Genomic DNA, 16,262 nt, shown 5'->3' with positions numbered 1-16,262 from the left:
CGGCGTATCAAAAAACGACACCTGCGCCACAACGATTGAGCCCAGCCGTCGATAAGTGCATTGTTAAAGTCTGTTTTACAAGAGGCCGGGTCATGACAAAACGTGTCGCATTGGTACTGGGATCGGGTGGCGCCCGGGGCTACGCCCATATCGGGGTGATCGAAGAAATCGAACGACGTGGCTACGACATCGCTTGCATCGCCGGCTGCTCCATGGGTGCCGTGGTGGGCGGAATCTATGCCGCGGGCAAGCTCGACGATTATCGTAACTGGATTGAAAGCCTGGATTACCTGGATGTGCTGCGACTGGTGGACGTCAGCTTTCGCCTGGGGGCGATTCGCGGCGAGAAAGTCTTCGGGCAAATTCGCAAGATCGTCGGCGAACTCAATATCGAAGACCTGCGTATTCCCTACACTGCCGTGGCCACCGACCTGACCAATCAGCAGGAAATCTGGTTCCAGGAAGGTTGCCTGCACCAGGCAATGCGCGCCTCGGCGGCGATTCCCAGCCTGTTCACCCCCGTGATGCAAGGCAACCGCATGCTGGTGGATGGCGGCCTGCTCAATCCGTTACCCATCGTGCCGGTGGTGTCGAGCCATTGCGACCTGATCATCGCGGTCAACCTCAACGCCACCAACCAGAAACAGTACCGACTGCCGGTCATCCAGCGCCCGGCAGCGTTCAAGCGTCGCTTCGACACCCTCGTCAGTTCCCTGGGCTCGCGTCTACCGTTCCGTCGCAAGCAAGCCGAGCAGTTGCTGCTGCTGGAACAGGAGGCGCTAAAAGCTGAAGCCGCCGAGATCAATCCATGGCTGGAATCCGCCGAGCCCGAGGGCCAACAACCGGCCGCCGCGCCGGAATCCGAAGGTGCGCCGAAATCGGCGACCGGTTCGTTCATCATCGACAACGTTGGCCCGGCCTCGCTGCTGGATCTGATCAACCAGAGTTTCGAGGTGATGCAGACGTCCCTGGCCCAATACAAAATCGCCGGGTATCCACCGGATGTGCTGATCAACGTGCCGAAACGGGTGTGCCGGTTTTTCGAGTTCTACAAGGCGCCGGAGCTGATCGCCCTGGGGCGGGAGATTGCCAGCGATACGTTGGATCGCTATGAGAATGAGCAGAACTGATAGAGCGCTCGTGGCGGTGAGGGCCTCTTCGCGAGCAGGCTCGCTCCCACACTAGATCTGCGGATTCAAGAACATCACAACGCCTGTGGGAGCGAGCCTGCTCGCGATGACGGCAGCTCAGCCAACATCAAACTCAAAGTCCACCCTCCCCCAACAACCGATACCCAACCCCCGCCTCGGTCGCAATGAACCGGGGCCGGGTCGGGTCGTCCGCCAGTTTTTGCCGCAGATGACCGACCACGATCCGCAAGTAATGGGTGTCTTCGGTGTGGGTCGGGCCCCAAATGTCCTTGAGCAATTGCTGCTGGGTAATGACCCGCCCGGGATGGCGCGCCAATTGCGCCAGCACGGCGTATTCCTTGCGGGTCAGGGCCACTTCGGTGCCATCGAGCAGGACCCGGCGATAAGCCAGGTCCACCGTCAGCGGACCAAACGTCAGCGCCGCTTCCCGCGCCTCGCCTGCCGGGGCCTGACGCAACAAGGCACGAATGCGCGCCAGAAACTCCTGGATGCCGAACGGCTTGGTGACGTAATCATTGGCGCCGTTGTCCAGTGCCTCGACTTTCTGCGCTTCGCTGGCCCGCACCGAGAGCACCAGCACCGGCACCGTGGACCATTGGCGAAACTCGCGCAGTACCTGCTGGCCGTCCATGTCCGGCAGGCCCAGGTCGAGCACCAGCAGATCGGGCTTGTTCAGCGCCGCCTGGGCCAGGCCTTCGGCGCCGGTGCCGGCTTCGAGCACCTTGTAGCCTTGGGAAGTCAGGCTGATGCGCAGGAATTTGCGAATCTGCGGTTCGTCATCGATGACCAAAAGGGTCGCGGTCTGGCTCATGAGGTCCGTTCAATGCAATCAGGTGGAAAGAGAGTAACCCAGCGCCGCTCAGGCTTCATCGTCCAGGCCCGGTTGTGTCTGTAATGGCAGGTGCAGGATGATGCAGGTACCGCGTCCGTCCAGGCCGGTGTCCACGCTGATCCGCCCGCCATGGGCACCGACCATGCCCTGACAGATCGCCAGCCCCAGCCCCGTGCCCTGCCCGCCGCGATCCCCGCGCGCAGCGGTATAGAACATGTCGAAGATTTTCTCGCGCTCTTCTTCAGGGATCCCGGGCCCCTCGTCGGCCACGGCGAAAAAAACTTCGCTGTCCGTCGCCCCTGCGCTGAGCAGCAATCGCCCGTGAGTCGGTGAAAATCGTGCGGCGTTCTCCAGCACGTTCACCAAGGCCTGTTCGATCAACGCCGCGTGAACATACAACAACGGCAACTCGGCCGGCACTTCGATGCCCACCGTCAACGGTGCCAGCACCGCCCGCAACCGGTTCAACGCGCTGCCGACAATATCGGCCGGCGACACCCAGTCCCGCGCCAGCTTCAGAGCCCCATGGCCGAGACGAGTCATGTCCAGCAAGTTCTGGATGTAGCGATCCAGGCGCTCAGCTTCATCACGGGTGCCTTCCAGCAGTTCGCGGCGATCGGCCAGCGGGATCGCCTCTCCCAACGCCAACAGGCTGTCGATACTGCCGCGCATGGAGGTCAGCGGCGTGCGCAAATCGTGGGACACCGACGCCAACAACGCACTGCGCAGTTGCTCGGTTTCGCCGTGCAGGCGCGCTGCTTCCAGATCCTGGGCCAGTTGCGCCCGCGCCAGGGCCTGCGCCAGTGGCTGACTGAGAGCTGCCAGCAGACGACGCCGCTGGCCGCTCAACGGCTTGCCTTCTTTCGGGCAAACGCCCAGCAACGCCAGCGGGCCCTCCTCTGTCGACAACGGCCACCACCACCAGCGCCCGGACGGCAGTGTCCCGGTGCCGGCGCCGGCCGGTTGGTCGTGTTGCCAAGCCCAATCGGCGGCCGCGCGCTCAGCTTCAGTGAAGGTCAATGGTTCAGCTGTCTCAACCTTCCAGCCGTCCTGGCCGTCACGGTTGAGCAGGCACAGTTGCAGGTCGTGCCAGCCGTTGAGGTGTTGCGCGGCGGCGCTGATCACCGCCTGGCGGTCGGTCGCGGCGGTGAGTTTGCGGGACAGATCAAGCAGCTCGCCGGTTTCCTGCTGGGTCTCGCGCAGCGCCTGCAACTGTCGTCGCTGGCGGGCCGCAAGGTTGCCGGTCAGGGCCGCCATGAGCAAGAAGAACACCAGGGTGAGTACATCTTCTTCACGCTGGATGGTGAAGGAAAAATTCGGTGGGATGAACAGAAAGTCATAGGCCAGGAACGACAGCGCCGCGCAGGCCAGCGCAGGGCCGAGGCTGCTGCGAACCGCCACCAGCAACACCGCCATCAGAAACACCAGGGAGATATTAGGCAAGGGAAGAAGCCCGGAGACCCCCCAAGCCAGCGCACTGGCCGCCGCCGTCGCCAACAGCGCCAGCACGTAGTCGAAACCAGCCAGGGCGGCGTTTGAACGCTCACGGGCCGCAGGGGGCTGTTCATCGCGATCCAGTACGTTGATTTCCAGCCCCCTGGCATCGCGCAGCAAACGCGCAGCCAAGCCACCACCGAACAGCCGCCGGCGCAGACGCCTCCTGGACTGTCCCACCAGCACCAGCGTAGCGCGACGTTCGGTGGCGTGCTGGATCAAGGTCCTGGCGACTTCACCGGCCCGTAGCAGCACCACTTCCCCACCCAGGCGTTCGGCAAGTTGCTGGGCATTTTGCAGGCGCTGGCGCGATGGCTCGTCCCGCGTGCTGCCGTTGTCCACATGCACCAGGCTCCAGGGAAGATGCCGACGCTGGGCGACGCGGCTGGCGTGGCGTACCAGACGTTCGGCCTGGGCATCACCGTCAACCCCCACCAATAATCGTCCCCGCACCGCCGGAGCCGCCTGGCCCAGTTGGCGATAGCCCTGGGCAAGATCGTTGTCCACCTGTGCAGCGGCAGTTTGCATGGCCAGCTCACGCAATGCGGTGAGGTTGGTCTGGCTGAAAAATGCATCGATCGCAGCGCGCGCCTGTTCCGGCACATAAACCTTGCCATCGCGCAGGCGCTCCAGCAGCTCGCGCGGTGGCAGGTCGATCAACAGCAGTTCATCGGCCTCCTGCAGGACCCAGTCGGGCAGCGTCTCTCGAACTTGCACGCCGGTGATACCGCGCACCTGATCGTTGAGACTTTCCAGGTGCTGGACATTGACGGTGGTGTAGACATCGATGCCGGCGGCCAGCAACTCCTGAATGTCTTGCCAGCGTTTGGCATGTCGGCTGCCGGGCGCGTTGCTGTGGGCCAGTTCGTCCACCAGCACCAAGGCCGGTCGAGCCGCGAGCAGACCATCAAGGTCCATTTCCTCGAGCATCACACCGCGATACTCCGAACGCACCAGCGGCTGCTGCACCAGACCACCGAGCAGCGCTTCAGTCTCACTGCGGCCGTGAGTCTCCACGACGCCGGCAACCACCCTGACACCTTGGCGCAGTTGCGTGTGGGCCGCCTGCAGCATGGCGTAGGTCTTGCCGACACCCGGCGACGCACCCAGGAAGACCTTGAGCCGGCCCCGGTCATTGCGGGGCAGCTTGGCTAACAGTGCATCGGCGCGGCCGGAGTCGCTCATGTGTTCGGGTTCTCTTTCAGATGTTGATCAAACGCCCTGTGGGAGCAAAGCTTTGCTCCCACAGGTGCCACTCCCACAGGTGCCACTCCCACAGGGGTCTACAGTTTTTCCAGCGCCAGGTTCAAGGCCAGCACATTTACCACCGGCGGCCCCACCAGCGGTTGTTCGATGTGAGCGTCGAGCAGTTGCTGCACGGACGATACCGGCAGATTGCGTGCGGCGGCGACACGCGCCAGTTGATAGGCAATCGCTGCTGGTGGCAAGTGGGGATCCAGTCCGCTGCCCGAGGTGGTCAGCAGCGCCAACGGCACTGGGCCTTGACCCGGCACTTGCAAGGCCTGGGCGTCACCGATCACCCGTGCGGCCAGGGCCGGATTGCTCGGGGAAAAGTTGCTGGCGCCGCTGGCTACCGTGGCGAAAGCACCCGCCGATGGACGTGGATGGAACCAGGCATCGCCCTGGAAATCCTGGGCGATCAACAGAGAGCCGCGGACCTTGCCGTCGGCATCAACGATCAGGCTGCCGTTGGCCTGGGCGGGAAACGCGACTTGCGCCGCGCCCGTAACCAGCAAGGGGTACGCAACGCCGGTGATCAGGGTCATCAGAAGCAATAGGCTCAAGGCCGGGCGTATCAGAGTGAACATCCAGAAATCCTCGAATTGAATGAAAAATTACCTGTGGGAACCACTTTGTGGGAGCAACGCTTGCTCGCGATGCGGTCACCTCGGTCTGAACCAACACCGCGTCATCGTTCATCGCGGGCAAGCCTTGCTCCCACAAGGTGAAGGCGAGCGTCGGTTATCCGCTCAAACCAACCCCAACGCCGTCAGCAACATGTCGATCGCCTTGATCCCCACGAACGGCACCACGATCCCACCCAGGCCATAGATCAGCAGATTGCGCCGCAGCAGCGCCGCCGCGCTGGCGGCCTGCACCCGCACGCCACGCAACGCCAACGGGATCAGCACCACGATGATCAAGGCGTTGAACACAATGGCCGACAGAATCGCGCTTTGCGGGCTGCTCAGGTGCATCACGTTCAGCACACCCAGTTGTGGATAGATCGAGGCAAATAGCGCCGGCAGGATAGCGAAGTACTTGGCGATGTCGTTGGCGATGGAAAACGTCGTCAAGGCCCCACGGGTCACCAGCAGTTCCTTGCCGATTTGCACCACGTCCAGCAACTTGGTCGGATCGCTGTCCAGATCGACCATGTTGGCCGCCTCTCGCGCCGCCTGTGTGCCGTCGTTCATCGCCATGCCGACGTCAGCCTGGGCCAGGGCCGGCGCATCGTTGGCACCGTCACCACACATCGCCACCAGACGACCGTCATTCTGCTCATGACGGATGCGCGCCAGTTTTTTCTCCGGTGTGGCCTCGGCCAGCACGTCATCGACGCCGGCCTCGGCAGCAATGGCGGCGGCGGTCAGTGGGTTGTCGCCGGTGACCATCACCGTGCGAATCCCCAACTTGCGCAGCTCGGCAAAGCGCTCACGGATACCGGGCTTGACCACGTCCTTCAGATGAATCGCCCCCAGCAGCTTGCCGTCAACGCACACCAGCAAGGGGGTACCGCCGCTCTGGGCGATCTTGTCCACCTCCCGTGCCAATGCAGGTGGCAGTTCGCTTTTCGACAGGCCGATAAAACTCAGCAACGAATCCACGGCCCCTTTGCGGTACACCCGGCCCTGATAGTCGACACCGGACAATCGGGTTTCAGCACTGAACGGCACAGCGGTCAGCAGTTCGGCGCCAGGCTCGGGTTGCGAATGCAAACCCCGCAGGTACTCGACGATGGACTTGCCCTCCGCCGTGTCGTCGGCCAACGAAGCGAATAACGCGCCTTCGGTCAGTTCCTTGACGCTCACGCCGGGCGCGGCGTGAACCGCGGCACAACGACGATTGCCGAAGGTGATGGTGCCGGTCTTGTCCAGCATCAGCACATGCACGTCCCCCGCCGCTTCCACGGCGCGGCCGGACTTGGCGATCACGTTCAGGCGTACCAGTCGATCCATCCCGGCGATGCCGATGGCCGACAACAGCCCGCCGATGGTGGTGGGAATCAACGTCACCAGCAGCGCCACCAGAAACACCAGCGGCAAATTACCGTTGGCGAAATGCGCGAACGGCTGCAGCGTCACCACCACCAGCAGGAAGATCAGCGTCAGGCCGATCAGCAGAATATCCAACGCCACTTCGTTGGGCGTCTTCTGCCGCTTGGCGCCTTCGACGAGGGCGATCATACGGTCCAGGGTGGATTCACCGGGGTTACTGGTGACGCGCACCAGCAGCCAGTCGGAGACCAGGCGCGTGTTGCCGGTGACGGCTGAACGGTCGCCGCCGGACTCGCGGATGACCGGGGCCGATTCGCCAGTAATCGCCGCCTCGTTCACTGCAGCGATGCCTTCGATCACTTCACCATCGCCAGGAATCATCTCCCCCGCCTCGACGCGTACCACGTCGCCTTTTCGCAGGCGGGTGGCGGCTATCACCTCAAAGCCGTTGGCCGTCTGGCGACGTGCGCTCAGGCCTTCGCTACCGGCCTTGAGACTGTCTGCCCGGGCCTTGCCGCGACCTTCGGCCAGGGCTTCGGCAAAGTTGGCGAACAGCACCGTGAACCACAGCCACAGGGCAATTTGCGCGGCGACAAAAGTCGGCACGCTGCTGTCCGGAACGAAACACAACACCGTGGTGAGAATCGCGGTCAGCTCCACCACCAGCATCACTGGGGCACGGTGCAACTGGCGCGGATCGAGCTTGACGAAAGCTTGCACCAGCGCTGGCCGCCACAAGGCCGAAATCGCGGTTTTCGGTTGCTCCGACGCCTTGGCGACGACGGTTTTGCTCATTGGCATATTCATCATCAGATCCTCAGAAACCCAGGCTCAGGTGTTCGGCAATCGGCCCCAGGGCCAGGGTCGGCAGGAAGGTCAGGCCGCCCACCAACAAAATGGTCACGGTGAGCAGGGTCACGAACAGCGGGCCGTGGGTCGGGAAGCTGTTCGGGCCGATAGGCGCGGTTTTCTTCAGCGCCAGGCTACCGGCCAAGGCCAGCACCGGCAGGATGTAGCCGAAACGACCGATCAACATGCCCAGGCCCAGCATCAGATTGTGAAAGGGTGTGTTGGCACCAAAACCGGCGAAGGCCGAACCGTTGTTCGCACCCGCCGAGGTGTAGGCATACAACAACTGGCTGAAACCATGGGCGCCAGGGTTGCTCACCGCTGCAGCAGGTCCGGGCAGGCTCGCAGCAATGGCCCCCAGCCCCAACACGCTCACCGGCATGACCAACAGGGTTATCACCAGCAGTTGCACTTCCCTGGCAGCGAGCTTTTTGCCCAGGTATTCCGGGGTACGGCCAATCATCAATCCAGCCAGGAACACCGCGATCAGCACGTTCAGCAGCATCCCGTAGAGCCCCGCGCCGACGCCGCCAAAAATGACTTCGCCGACCATCATGTTCACCAGCGAGACCATGCCGCTCAGAGGATTGAGGCTGTCATGCATGCCATTGACCGAGCCATTGGAGGCCGCCGTGGTGGTGACGGACCACAGCACCGTGGCCGTGGTGCCAAAGCGCGCCTCCTTGCCCTCCAGTGGCGCGGTCTGCTCCACCGAAGCGTTATGCAGCGCCGGATTGGGTTGGGATTCGGCCCACAACGAGGTGGCGCCGCCGATCAGAAACAGTACTAGCATGCAGGCGATGATCGCCCGACTCTGGCGCAGGTCCTTGACGTAATGGCCGAAGGTGAACACCAGCGCGGCGGGAATCAGGATGATCGAGGCAACTTCGAACAGGTTGCTCCAGGCCGTCGGGTTTTCGAAGGGGTGTGCCGAATTGACGCCGAAGAAACCACCACCGTTGGTGCCCAGTTGCTTGATCGCGATCTGGCTCGCGGCCGGGCCCAATGGAATCACTTGATCCGCGCCTTGCATCGTCAACCCATGCACATAGTGCGCGAAGGTTTGCGGCACGCCCTGCCACACCAGGAACAGGGCCAGCAACAGGCACAGCGGTAACAGCCCGTAGAGGGTGGCGCGGGTCATGTCGACCCAGAAGTTACCCAGCGTTGCAGCGGATTTGCGCCCGATTCCGCGACACAGCGCCACCAGCACGGCCAGGCCGGTAGCTGCACTGACAAAGTTCTGCACAGCCAGGCCAAGCATCTGGCTCAGGTAGCTCAACGACGCTTCACCGCTGTAGGACTGCCAATTGGTATTGGTGGTGAAACTCACCGCCGTATTGAATGCCTGGGTCCATTCCATACCCGGCACTTTTTCGGGGTTGAGTGGCAAATGCCCCTGTAACAACAGAATCGCGAACAACAGCGAAAAGCCGGCCAGGTTGAAAGCGAGCAAGGCCAGGGTGTATTTCTGCCAGCTCTGCTCAACGGTGTGATCAACGCCGGCCAAGCGATAGCAACCACGCTCCACCGGGCCAAGAACAGGTGAAAGCCAAGTGCGCTGGCCTTCCATCACCCGGTAGTAGAAACGCCCCAGAAACGGTGCAGGGATCAGCACCAGCGCAAAGAAGGCGAGGATCAGCCCGTAGTCATAACCGTGCATAGCCACTCCTAGTTCCGATCCGCGCGCAGCAGCGCAATCAGTAGATAAATGAACAGCGCCGCTGCCAGCAGCAGCGACACCCCGTCCAGAAGGCTCATGGGATTTCTCCGTCGTACGGCGTCATGCCGTGTGTGGAGTGATTGTCGGCAGGGAGGGCGTAAAGGAACGAGATCGAGAGAGGGGTTGGGGGATAAAGAATGTGTAAAAAAGGGGTTGGTAGTTGGCTGGGCGGGCCTCATCGCGAGCAGGCTCGCTCCCACATTTGATCTGTTGTGAATAGAGAATTTGCCTCCACTGAAGATCCCCTGTGGGAGCGAGCCTGCTCGCGATGAGGCCCGCCCTGGCGCTGACGCTCCGAACTGGAGCACAAAATCGAGCCATCAGGCAGCGAACATCCCCGATACGACACAATTTCACCCATTACGACCACCGCCGCCACACTGGCACGCCCACTGCACTGCCCCACCCCAGCGCTTTTGCTATGGATCGAGGGGGAGCCACCGATGAACACACAACTCAAACCCACCCTGGGCACCCTGCATTTATGGGGCATTGCCGTCGGGCTGGTGATCTCCGGCGAGTACTTCGGCTGGAGCTACGGCTGGGGCGTTGCCGGAACGCTGGGCTTTCTGGTGACATCATTCATGGTCGCGGCCATGTACACCTGCTTCATCTTCAGCTTCACCGAGCTGACCACCGCCATCCCCCACGCTGGCGGACCGTTCGCCTACAGCCGTCGGGCCTTTGGAGAGAAAGGTGGGTTGATCGCCGGCCTGGCGACGCTGATCGAATTCGTTTTCGCACCACCGGCCATCGCCCTGGCCATCGGTGCCTACCTGAACGTGCAATTCCCGGCCCTGGACCCGAAACACGCGGCGGTCGGTGCCTATATCGTGTTCATGGGCCTGAACATCCTCGGGGTGAAACTGGCGGCGACCTTCGAACTGATCGTCTGCGTGCTGGCGGTGGCCGAACTGCTGGTGTTCATGGGCGTAGTCGCCCCGGCGTTCAGCTTCAGTAGCTTCGCCTTGAACGGCTGGGCCGGTTCCGATGTGTTCGGCGCGCCGGCCATCGCCGGGATGTTCGCCGCAATCCCCTTCGCCATCTGGTTTTTCCTGGCCATCGAGGGCGCGGCCATGGCCGCCGAAGAAGCCAAGGACCCGAAACGCACAATTCCCAAGGCCTACATCAGCGGCATCCTGACCCTGGTGTTCCTGGCCATGGGCGTGATGTTCTTCGCCGGTGGCGTAGGCGACTGGCGCACCCTGTCCAACATCAACGACCCGCTGCCCCAAGCCATGAAAACCGTAGTCGGCGAAAGCTCCGGCTGGTTGCACATGCTGGTGTGGATCGGCCTGTTCGGCCTGGTAGCAAGCTTCCACGGCATCATCCTCGGCTACTCGCGCCAGTTCTTCGCCCTCGCCCGCGCCGGCTACCTGCCCGCCTCCCTCGCCAAACTCTCACGCTTCCAGACCCCGCACCGGGCCATCATCGCCGGTGGCCTGATCGGCATCGCGGCGATCTACAGCGACGGCCTGATCAACCTCGGCGGCATGACCCTGACCGCCGCCATGATCACCATGGCGGTGTTCGGCGCGATCGTCATGTACATCATGAGCATGCTCAGCCTGTTCAAACTGCGTAAAACCGAACCCAACCTGGAACGCACCTTCCGCGCGCCGGGCTATCCGATCATCCCGGGTATCGCCCTGGTACTGGCAGTGGTGTGCCTGGTAGCGATGGCCTGGTTCAATGCCCTGATCGGGCTGATCTTCCTCGGTTTCATGGCGGTAGGCTTCTTGTACTTTGTGCTGACCGCACAACTGCGCGCCGATGCCCCGGCCGATGCGATGCTCACCGGGCTTTGAGGTGAACCCGGCACAACGGGCGTAATATGGAACCACTGCGAACAACCTTCGCTCATAAGTGGTAGGTGCGGTGGACAGGCGAAACGTTCGTCGTCCATCGCCCCCTCAAGGAGAACCCTATGCCCTGGTACGCCTGGTTAATTCTGATTGTTGCAATCGGCTCGATCGTGGGTGGCTTGATGATGCTGCGCGACACCGCCCACAAGGTCGAACTGACGGATGAACAACGCAAGCGTGTTGCCGAGCGCAATGCCGAGATGGATGCGAAGGAGGCCAAGGATCGTTGAGCCGCTACAGTCCTGATTGCATGACGCTTTGTGGCGAGGGAGCTTGCTCCCGCTGGGGCGCAAAGCGGCCCTGAATCTGCTGGCGCGGAGTGTCAGGCTAATCGGGTTTGGGCTATTGGGGCTGCTACGCAGCCCGGCGGGAGCAAGCTCCCTCGCCACAAAAAGCCAGCGCTTGCTACATCACTGCTCCCAATCAGCCTTGGCGATATGCAAGCCATGCAACCCCTTGTACGCCGCCCGCTCAGGCTGGCTCCAGCCCGACAGCAATGAATCCTCCAATCGATAGATCTCCACCCCCAACGGACGACAGACACTGAGGGGATCCTGCGCATCCGGCCCCCACATCGCCAGCGACAGATCGCCGCCGGGGCAAGTGGACAAGGCACACAGCAAATCGATCTCGGCAAAGAACTCCAAATAATCGCCCTTCTTCGCCGGACAGGCCTTCATGAAGTACATGTCATCATGATTGAGCCCAGTACATTGGAAAATATTCAGCACATCGTGCACATCGAACTCGGTCAGCCCATGGGGTAATACCGCACGGGTCAGGTTCGAGTGGCAGTGATGGTGAAAATCCTCGCCGGTCAGCATCCTGTTCACGTACGGATCACAGCGCGTCCCCAGCAGGTCGTGCAATCGTCCACCATGCTCGTCGATGCCATAATCGGCCAGACTGTCATCGGTAATAGTCACCAATGGACGCAAGAATGGCAGGTTCGACCACAACCGATCATGAGTGCTGACATGAGCGCCCTGCAGCTGACGCGTGCGCGCAGCCCACAGGCGTTCCCGTGGATCGTGGGCATTCCACACGTTGAAGTCCCCCACCTGCGGGCCCACCGGAGTCGTAACGCGGAACACATGCCCGGCGGGTACGTGCCAAGCGCGGCCGGTACGGATGGGGACCTCGAACTGTTCGATCAGGGTGCGCTTGTCCTGCTGGGTTCGGATGCGGTCGTAGAAGGGTTTGTCCACTTGCAGGGCCGAGCCTTTGCTGACTTGGTAGGCGGCTGGGTAGTTTTTATGCATGGGGTGGGTCCTTGATCTGAGGTGGTTGGCGGGGACGAAGCTCCAAAAGGCGGATGGTCGAACCTAGACCAAGACGCATCCGATCATCGTTTTAAGTGGCATTGAGCCAAAATGCAAAAAGGCCAGTCATATTTCGACCGGCCTCTTTCACCATCACACCTCAGTTCACTTCCAGCTTGTCACGATTCCTGTCGAGAATCGCCTTGCCAATCCCCTTGACCTCCAGCAACTCCTCTACTGAAGAGAAGGCTCCATTACTCTCGCGATACGCAACAATCGCATCAGCCTTGGCCTTGCCTATCCCCGCCAGCTCGCGTTGCAGCGTAGCGGTGTCCGCCACGTTCAGATCCACCTTGACGCCTTGCGGTTTAGCCGACAGTTCCAGTGCCTGCGGCGCCGCCGTCGTCTCGGGCTTGACCGCGGGCGCAGCGATAACAGCTATAGAGGCGCTGGTCAGAAGGGCAAAAACCAGAGAGTAGAAATAGCCTGTACGCATAAGTGACGCTCCATGACATCGTTAAGAGAGAAGCAGCTTTTCCGAAGCTGCTTCTCAAACTTAGGCGATGATGGGGGGCTGTCAAAAGTGTGTACGTTACAGGTTGTGTAACAATCAGGGTTCGAGACGGCGCTGCTGGTAGATCCAGTCGACGATCTCACCGTCGGGGGCGTAGCCGCTGACGGTATCGCGCAGCAACTGACGGACTCTCGCGTAATCATCGTGTTCGATGGCAGCCAGCAGCTCCTCCAGCCGTGCCTTGAGCACATCCCAGGGCAGGTGATCTTCGTTGGCACTCATGATCATCGGATGCGGGGTCGCGACAACGTTATCGCCAATCAGCAACTCCTCGTAAAGCTTCTCGCCAGGACGCAGACCTGTGAACTCGACTGAAATGTCGCCATGAGGGTTCTTTTCCGAACGAACACTCAAGCCAGACAGGTGAATCATCTTCTCCGCCAGCTCGACAATCTTCACCGGCTCGCCCATGTCCAGTACAAACACATCCCCACCCAAGCCCATGGAGCCAGCCTGAATCACCAACTGTGCGGCCTCGGGAATGGTCATGAAATAACGCGTGATCTTGGGATGTGTAACGGTTAATGGGCCGCCGGACTTGATCTGCTTATGGAACAGCGGAATCACCGACCCTGACGAGCCCAGCACATTGCCGAACCGGACCATGGTGAAGCGAGTTTTATTAACACGCGAGACATTGGCCTTATCGCCGAACAGCACTGGCGCCAGTTCACGGCTCAGGGCTTGCAAGGTCAGTTCTGCGAGGCGCTTGGTGCTGCCCATCACGTTGGTGGGGCGCACGGCTTTGTCGGTGGAAATCAATACAAAATTCGAGACGCCCGCTTGCAACGAAGCTTGCGCGGTGTTCAACGTCCCGATCACGTTGTTCAAGACACCTTCGGCAATATTGTGCTCAACCATGGGCACATGCTTATAAGCGGCGGCGTGATAGACCGTGTCGACATTCCAGGTTTTCATCACGTCCAGCAACTTGTGCTGATCGCGCACCGAACCCAGGATAGGCAGCAAGCGGACAGACAACGATTCCCGAGCGATTCGCGGCTCAAGTTCAGACAGAATACTGTAGAGATTGAACTCACTATGCTCGAATAGCAGCAGCGTAGTGGGCTTGAGGGCTACGATTTGCCGACAAAGCTCAGAACCGATTGAACCTCCCGCCCCCGTCACCAAAACCGACTGTCCGGCGATGCAATGCTCAAGCAAGTCAGCTTGTGCAGGCACAGGATCGCGCCCAAGAAGATCCGCAATATCCACTTCCTGGATGTCGTCGACCTTGACCCGGCCACTCGCTAGATCCATGAAACCGGGAACACTGCGCACATGCAGCGGAAAACCTTCCAGCAACGTCAATATTTCACGCCGACGACCTCGTGACGAAGACGGGATCGCCAGCAAAATCTCTTGCGCACCGGTCGCATCGATCATCTTTTGAATATGTTTGGGTTGGTAGACCTGCAACCCGGCGATCACCCGGTCTGCAATGCTGCGATCGTCATCGATGAACGCGACAGGACGCATCACCCGTCCCATACGCAATGCGGCGACGAGTTGGTTACCGGCGGCACCGGCACCGTAAATAGCGACTTTCGGTAACCCGCCATCACGGTTGGTGAAGGGTACATGCTGGGCTGCGGTGAACCAGTCTCCCAGAAAGTATTGGCGCATCATGAGGCGCAAACCGCCGATCATGATCAGGCTCAGCCACCAATAGTTGAAGATGATGGAGCGCGGGACTACATTTTTATGGTTACTGTACCAATATACCAAGAGAGCCAACAGCAAGGCAGAGAGACTGACTGCCTTGCAGATAGTGATCAGCGCGTCATTGCCGAAATAACGCATGACAGCGCGGTACATGCCAAAGCGGATGAAAATCGGGATAGCGACCAGCGGAGCAGATGCGAAAAGCCAAAGATGCGTTTCGATCGGGCTCGCCAAGGCGTCGATACCGAGTCGAACGACGAATGCCAGCCATAGGGCCGCCCAAACCAAAAGCACGTCTGTGGCTACCTGGATTGCGCGTTTGTGGCGTCTCGGTAAGCCTAACAAAGCCGATCTTATTTTATCCATAACCCCTTCACGCACCTTGGCCTGCTCCTTAAACAAAATCCGCTTCCATTGTACGTTTCCTCCACGTCAAACACTCGACAAAAGCACCACTAAAGGGGACCTGCCTCATCTCCAAAATGAGATGAGCGCGTCTCAGGCCCTCCAGCGTGAAATCTGAGGGCCATTATTACCAGAGGAACATACGCCAGAATCAGACCCAACGCACCATCAAGATCCCAGAACACCACACATGCAGCGATAGGCAACAGCCATAGCAGGTTAATCGCGACCACTGCCAATGTCACTGGTAAGTGACGTCTGTATTGACGTGAAGCAAATTGGTAAGCGTGGCTACGATGGGCCTCATATACCTTCTCACCGCGTAACGCACGTCGTATCAACGTAACAGTGGCATCGACAATAAAAACGCCAAGTAAAATCAGCCAAACCCAAAAAAATTCGGATGAAACCCAAGCTGCTTGTAACGAGATCAAACCCAGAGTGATCCCTAAAAAACCACTTCCGCCATCGCCCATAAAAATTCGCGCTGGAGGAAAATTCCAGTAAAGAAACCCCGATACAGCCATAACAAGTACTAGAGGCACAACGATCAAGCTGTCAAAGCCAGCAGCCCAATAAAGAACACAAGCGCAGAGACAACTACAAATAGCTTCGACACTTGCAATGCCATCGATACCGTCCATGAAGTTATAAAGATTTAGCATCCAGACCAGATAAAAGACAGTGAGGATATGTCCTCCCCAGCCAAAATCCATCACAAAACCAAATACCTCCAAAGGTGGCAGCCCGCCCAACCAAAAAAGAGCCCATATGGAACCCGCAAAATGTCCAAATAGCCTCCAGCGGACGGAAAGGTGTCGATGATCATCGAAAAAACCGATTAATGCAATTCCGCCTCCTGCGCCGAACATAGCCCATGCGAACGGCCAAGCTAGTAAACTGTCCAACACCAGTATAATCATAGCGAACAAAAAACTAAGTACGATCGCAATGCCGCCACCACGTGGAATCACGCTGGTATGCGAACTGCGTGCATTAGGTATATCTAAAATTCTTTGACGAATGGCATAGCAACGCAACAACCAAGTAAGTACTACAGACAAGCCTATTGTCAATATAAGAACAAATAAGAGCTCCATAACCAGCACACCTTGGCAAACCGTTCAAATTCGTCTTAGGCAGCCCTTAAAACACTCCAAAAATAGCAACCTATAATGTCATCATCTATTCATCAAGCAATAC

At 59.9% G+C, this 16,262-nt stretch carries 13 protein-coding genes; 3 read left to right on the top strand and 10 right to left on the bottom strand.

Annotated features, from left to right (window positions below):
• Window positions 1–92: 92 nt before the first annotated feature.
• Window positions 93–1,130: a patatin-like phospholipase family protein gene (locus PSH91_RS08395; protein WP_047226339.1), complete on the top strand. Its 1,038-nt coding sequence runs from the start codon at window positions 93–95 to the stop codon at window positions 1,128–1,130.
• A gap of 133 nt (window positions 1,131–1,263) precedes the next feature.
• Here PSH91_RS08395 and PSH91_RS08390 read toward each other — a convergent pair whose 3' ends face one another.
• From PSH91_RS08390 to kdpF, 6 genes are all read right to left on the bottom strand, one after another.
• On the bottom strand, window positions 1,264–1,962 hold the full coding sequence (locus PSH91_RS08390; RefSeq protein WP_047226338.1) for a response regulator: 699 nt from the start codon (window positions 1,960–1,962) through the stop codon (window positions 1,264–1,266).
• Window positions 1,963–2,010: 48 nt separating this feature from the next.
• On the bottom strand, window positions 2,011–4,662 hold the full coding sequence (locus PSH91_RS08385; RefSeq protein ID WP_305467856.1) for a sensor histidine kinase KdpD: 2,652 nt from the start codon (window positions 4,660–4,662) through the stop codon (window positions 2,011–2,013).
• 98 nt (window positions 4,663–4,760) lie between these two features.
• Window positions 4,761–5,306, bottom strand: coding sequence for a potassium-transporting ATPase subunit KdpC (gene kdpC / locus PSH91_RS08380; RefSeq protein ID WP_305467854.1), 546 nt, complete (start codon window positions 5,304–5,306; stop codon window positions 4,761–4,763).
• 162 nt (window positions 5,307–5,468) lie between these two features.
• The gene (gene kdpB, locus PSH91_RS08375; protein ID WP_076385736.1) at window positions 5,469–7,523 is read right to left on the bottom strand and encodes a potassium-transporting ATPase subunit KdpB; all 2,055 of its coding nucleotides are present in this window, start codon (window positions 7,521–7,523) and stop codon (window positions 5,469–5,471) included.
• A 10-nt stretch (window positions 7,524–7,533) separates the two neighbouring features.
• Window positions 7,534–9,228 (bottom strand): potassium-transporting ATPase subunit KdpA, encoded by a 1,695-nt coding sequence (gene kdpA, locus PSH91_RS08370; protein ID WP_047226334.1) that lies wholly within the window; start codon window positions 9,226–9,228, stop codon window positions 7,534–7,536.
• Window positions 9,229–9,236: 8 nt separating this feature from the next.
• Entirely contained in the window at window positions 9,237–9,326 is a 90-nt protein-coding gene (kdpF, locus tag PSH91_RS08365) for a K(+)-transporting ATPase subunit F (RefSeq protein WP_047226333.1), read from the bottom strand.
• A 405-nt stretch (window positions 9,327–9,731) separates the two neighbouring features.
• Here kdpF and eat point away from each other — a divergent pair, with 405 nt between their 5' ends.
• Both eat and PSH91_RS08355 read left to right on the top strand, forming a co-directional pair.
• The gene (gene eat / locus PSH91_RS08360) at window positions 9,732–11,096 is read left to right on the top strand and encodes an ethanolamine permease (protein ID WP_047226332.1); all 1,365 of its coding nucleotides are present in this window, start codon (window positions 9,732–9,734) and stop codon (window positions 11,094–11,096) included.
• A gap of 119 nt (window positions 11,097–11,215) precedes the next feature.
• Complete coding sequence (locus PSH91_RS08355; protein ID WP_014337248.1) at window positions 11,216–11,383, top strand: DUF2897 family protein; 168 nt, start codon at window positions 11,216–11,218, stop codon at window positions 11,381–11,383.
• A 180-nt stretch (window positions 11,384–11,563) separates the two neighbouring features.
• Here PSH91_RS08355 and PSH91_RS08350 read toward each other — a convergent pair whose 3' ends face one another.
• The 4 genes from PSH91_RS08350 to PSH91_RS08335 all read right to left on the bottom strand — a co-directional run bounded on the left by PSH91_RS08350 (window position 11,564) and on the right by PSH91_RS08335 (window position 16,159).
• Window positions 11,564–12,415, bottom strand: coding sequence for a DUF1989 domain-containing protein (locus PSH91_RS08350; protein ID WP_047226331.1), 852 nt, complete (start codon window positions 12,413–12,415; stop codon window positions 11,564–11,566).
• 160 nt (window positions 12,416–12,575) lie between these two features.
• Complete coding sequence (locus PSH91_RS08345; protein WP_076385744.1) at window positions 12,576–12,911, bottom strand: helix-hairpin-helix domain-containing protein; 336 nt, start codon at window positions 12,909–12,911, stop codon at window positions 12,576–12,578.
• 114 nt (window positions 12,912–13,025) lie between these two features.
• Window positions 13,026–15,020 carry a nucleoside-diphosphate sugar epimerase/dehydratase gene (locus PSH91_RS08340; RefSeq protein WP_305468515.1) on the bottom strand — a complete coding sequence of 665 codons (1,995 nt, stop codon included), beginning with the start codon at window positions 15,018–15,020 and terminating at the stop codon, window positions 13,026–13,028.
• A gap of 89 nt (window positions 15,021–15,109) precedes the next feature.
• The gene (locus PSH91_RS08335) at window positions 15,110–16,159 is read right to left on the bottom strand and encodes a glycosyltransferase family 4 protein (protein ID WP_305467851.1); all 1,050 of its coding nucleotides are present in this window, start codon (window positions 16,157–16,159) and stop codon (window positions 15,110–15,112) included.
• Between the last annotated feature and the right edge of the window lie 103 nt (window positions 16,160–16,262).

This window comes from Pseudomonas sp. FP1154, from assembly GCF_030687245.1.
Classification (GTDB): domain Bacteria; phylum Pseudomonadota; class Gammaproteobacteria; order Pseudomonadales; family Pseudomonadaceae; genus Aquipseudomonas; species Aquipseudomonas rhizophila.
The sequence above is the reverse complement of the archived record's forward strand: the minus strand, read 5'-3'. Positions and strand labels throughout refer to the sequence as shown.

Excerpts from the sequence above, each read along its gene's own strand:
- PSH91_RS08335 (WP_305467851.1), bottom strand. The coding sequence starts at position 16,159 with ATGGAGCTCTTATTTGTTCTTATATTGACAATAGGCTTGTCTGTAGTA.
- kdpC (WP_305467854.1), bottom strand. The coding sequence starts at position 5,306 with ATGTTCACTCTGATACGCCCGGCCTTGAGCCTATTGCTTCTGATGACC.
- eat (WP_047226332.1), top strand. The coding sequence starts at position 9,732 with ATGAACACACAACTCAAACCCACCCTGGGCACCCTGCATTTATGGGGC.
- PSH91_RS08385 (WP_305467856.1), bottom strand. The coding sequence starts at position 4,662 with ATGAGCGACTCCGGCCGCGCCGATGCACTGTTAGCCAAGCTGCCCCGC.
- PSH91_RS08340 (WP_305468515.1), bottom strand. The coding sequence starts at position 15,020 with ATGGATAAAATAAGATCGGCTTTGTTAGGCTTACCGAGACGCCACAAA.
- PSH91_RS08355 (WP_014337248.1), top strand. The coding sequence starts at position 11,216 with ATGCCCTGGTACGCCTGGTTAATTCTGATTGTTGCAATCGGCTCGATC.
- PSH91_RS08395 (WP_047226339.1), top strand. The coding sequence starts at position 93 with ATGACAAAACGTGTCGCATTGGTACTGGGATCGGGTGGCGCCCGGGGC.
- PSH91_RS08350 (WP_047226331.1), bottom strand. The coding sequence starts at position 12,415 with ATGCATAAAAACTACCCAGCCGCCTACCAAGTCAGCAAAGGCTCGGCC.
- kdpB (WP_076385736.1), bottom strand. The coding sequence starts at position 7,523 with ATGAATATGCCAATGAGCAAAACCGTCGTCGCCAAGGCGTCGGAGCAA.
- PSH91_RS08345 (WP_076385744.1), bottom strand. The coding sequence starts at position 12,911 with ATGCGTACAGGCTATTTCTACTCTCTGGTTTTTGCCCTTCTGACCAGC.
- PSH91_RS08390 (WP_047226338.1), bottom strand. The coding sequence starts at position 1,962 with ATGAGCCAGACCGCGACCCTTTTGGTCATCGATGACGAACCGCAGATT.
- kdpA (WP_047226334.1), bottom strand. The coding sequence starts at position 9,228 with ATGCACGGTTATGACTACGGGCTGATCCTCGCCTTCTTTGCGCTGGTG.
- kdpF (WP_047226333.1), bottom strand. The coding sequence starts at position 9,326 with ATGAGCCTTCTGGACGGGGTGTCGCTGCTGCTGGCAGCGGCGCTGTTC.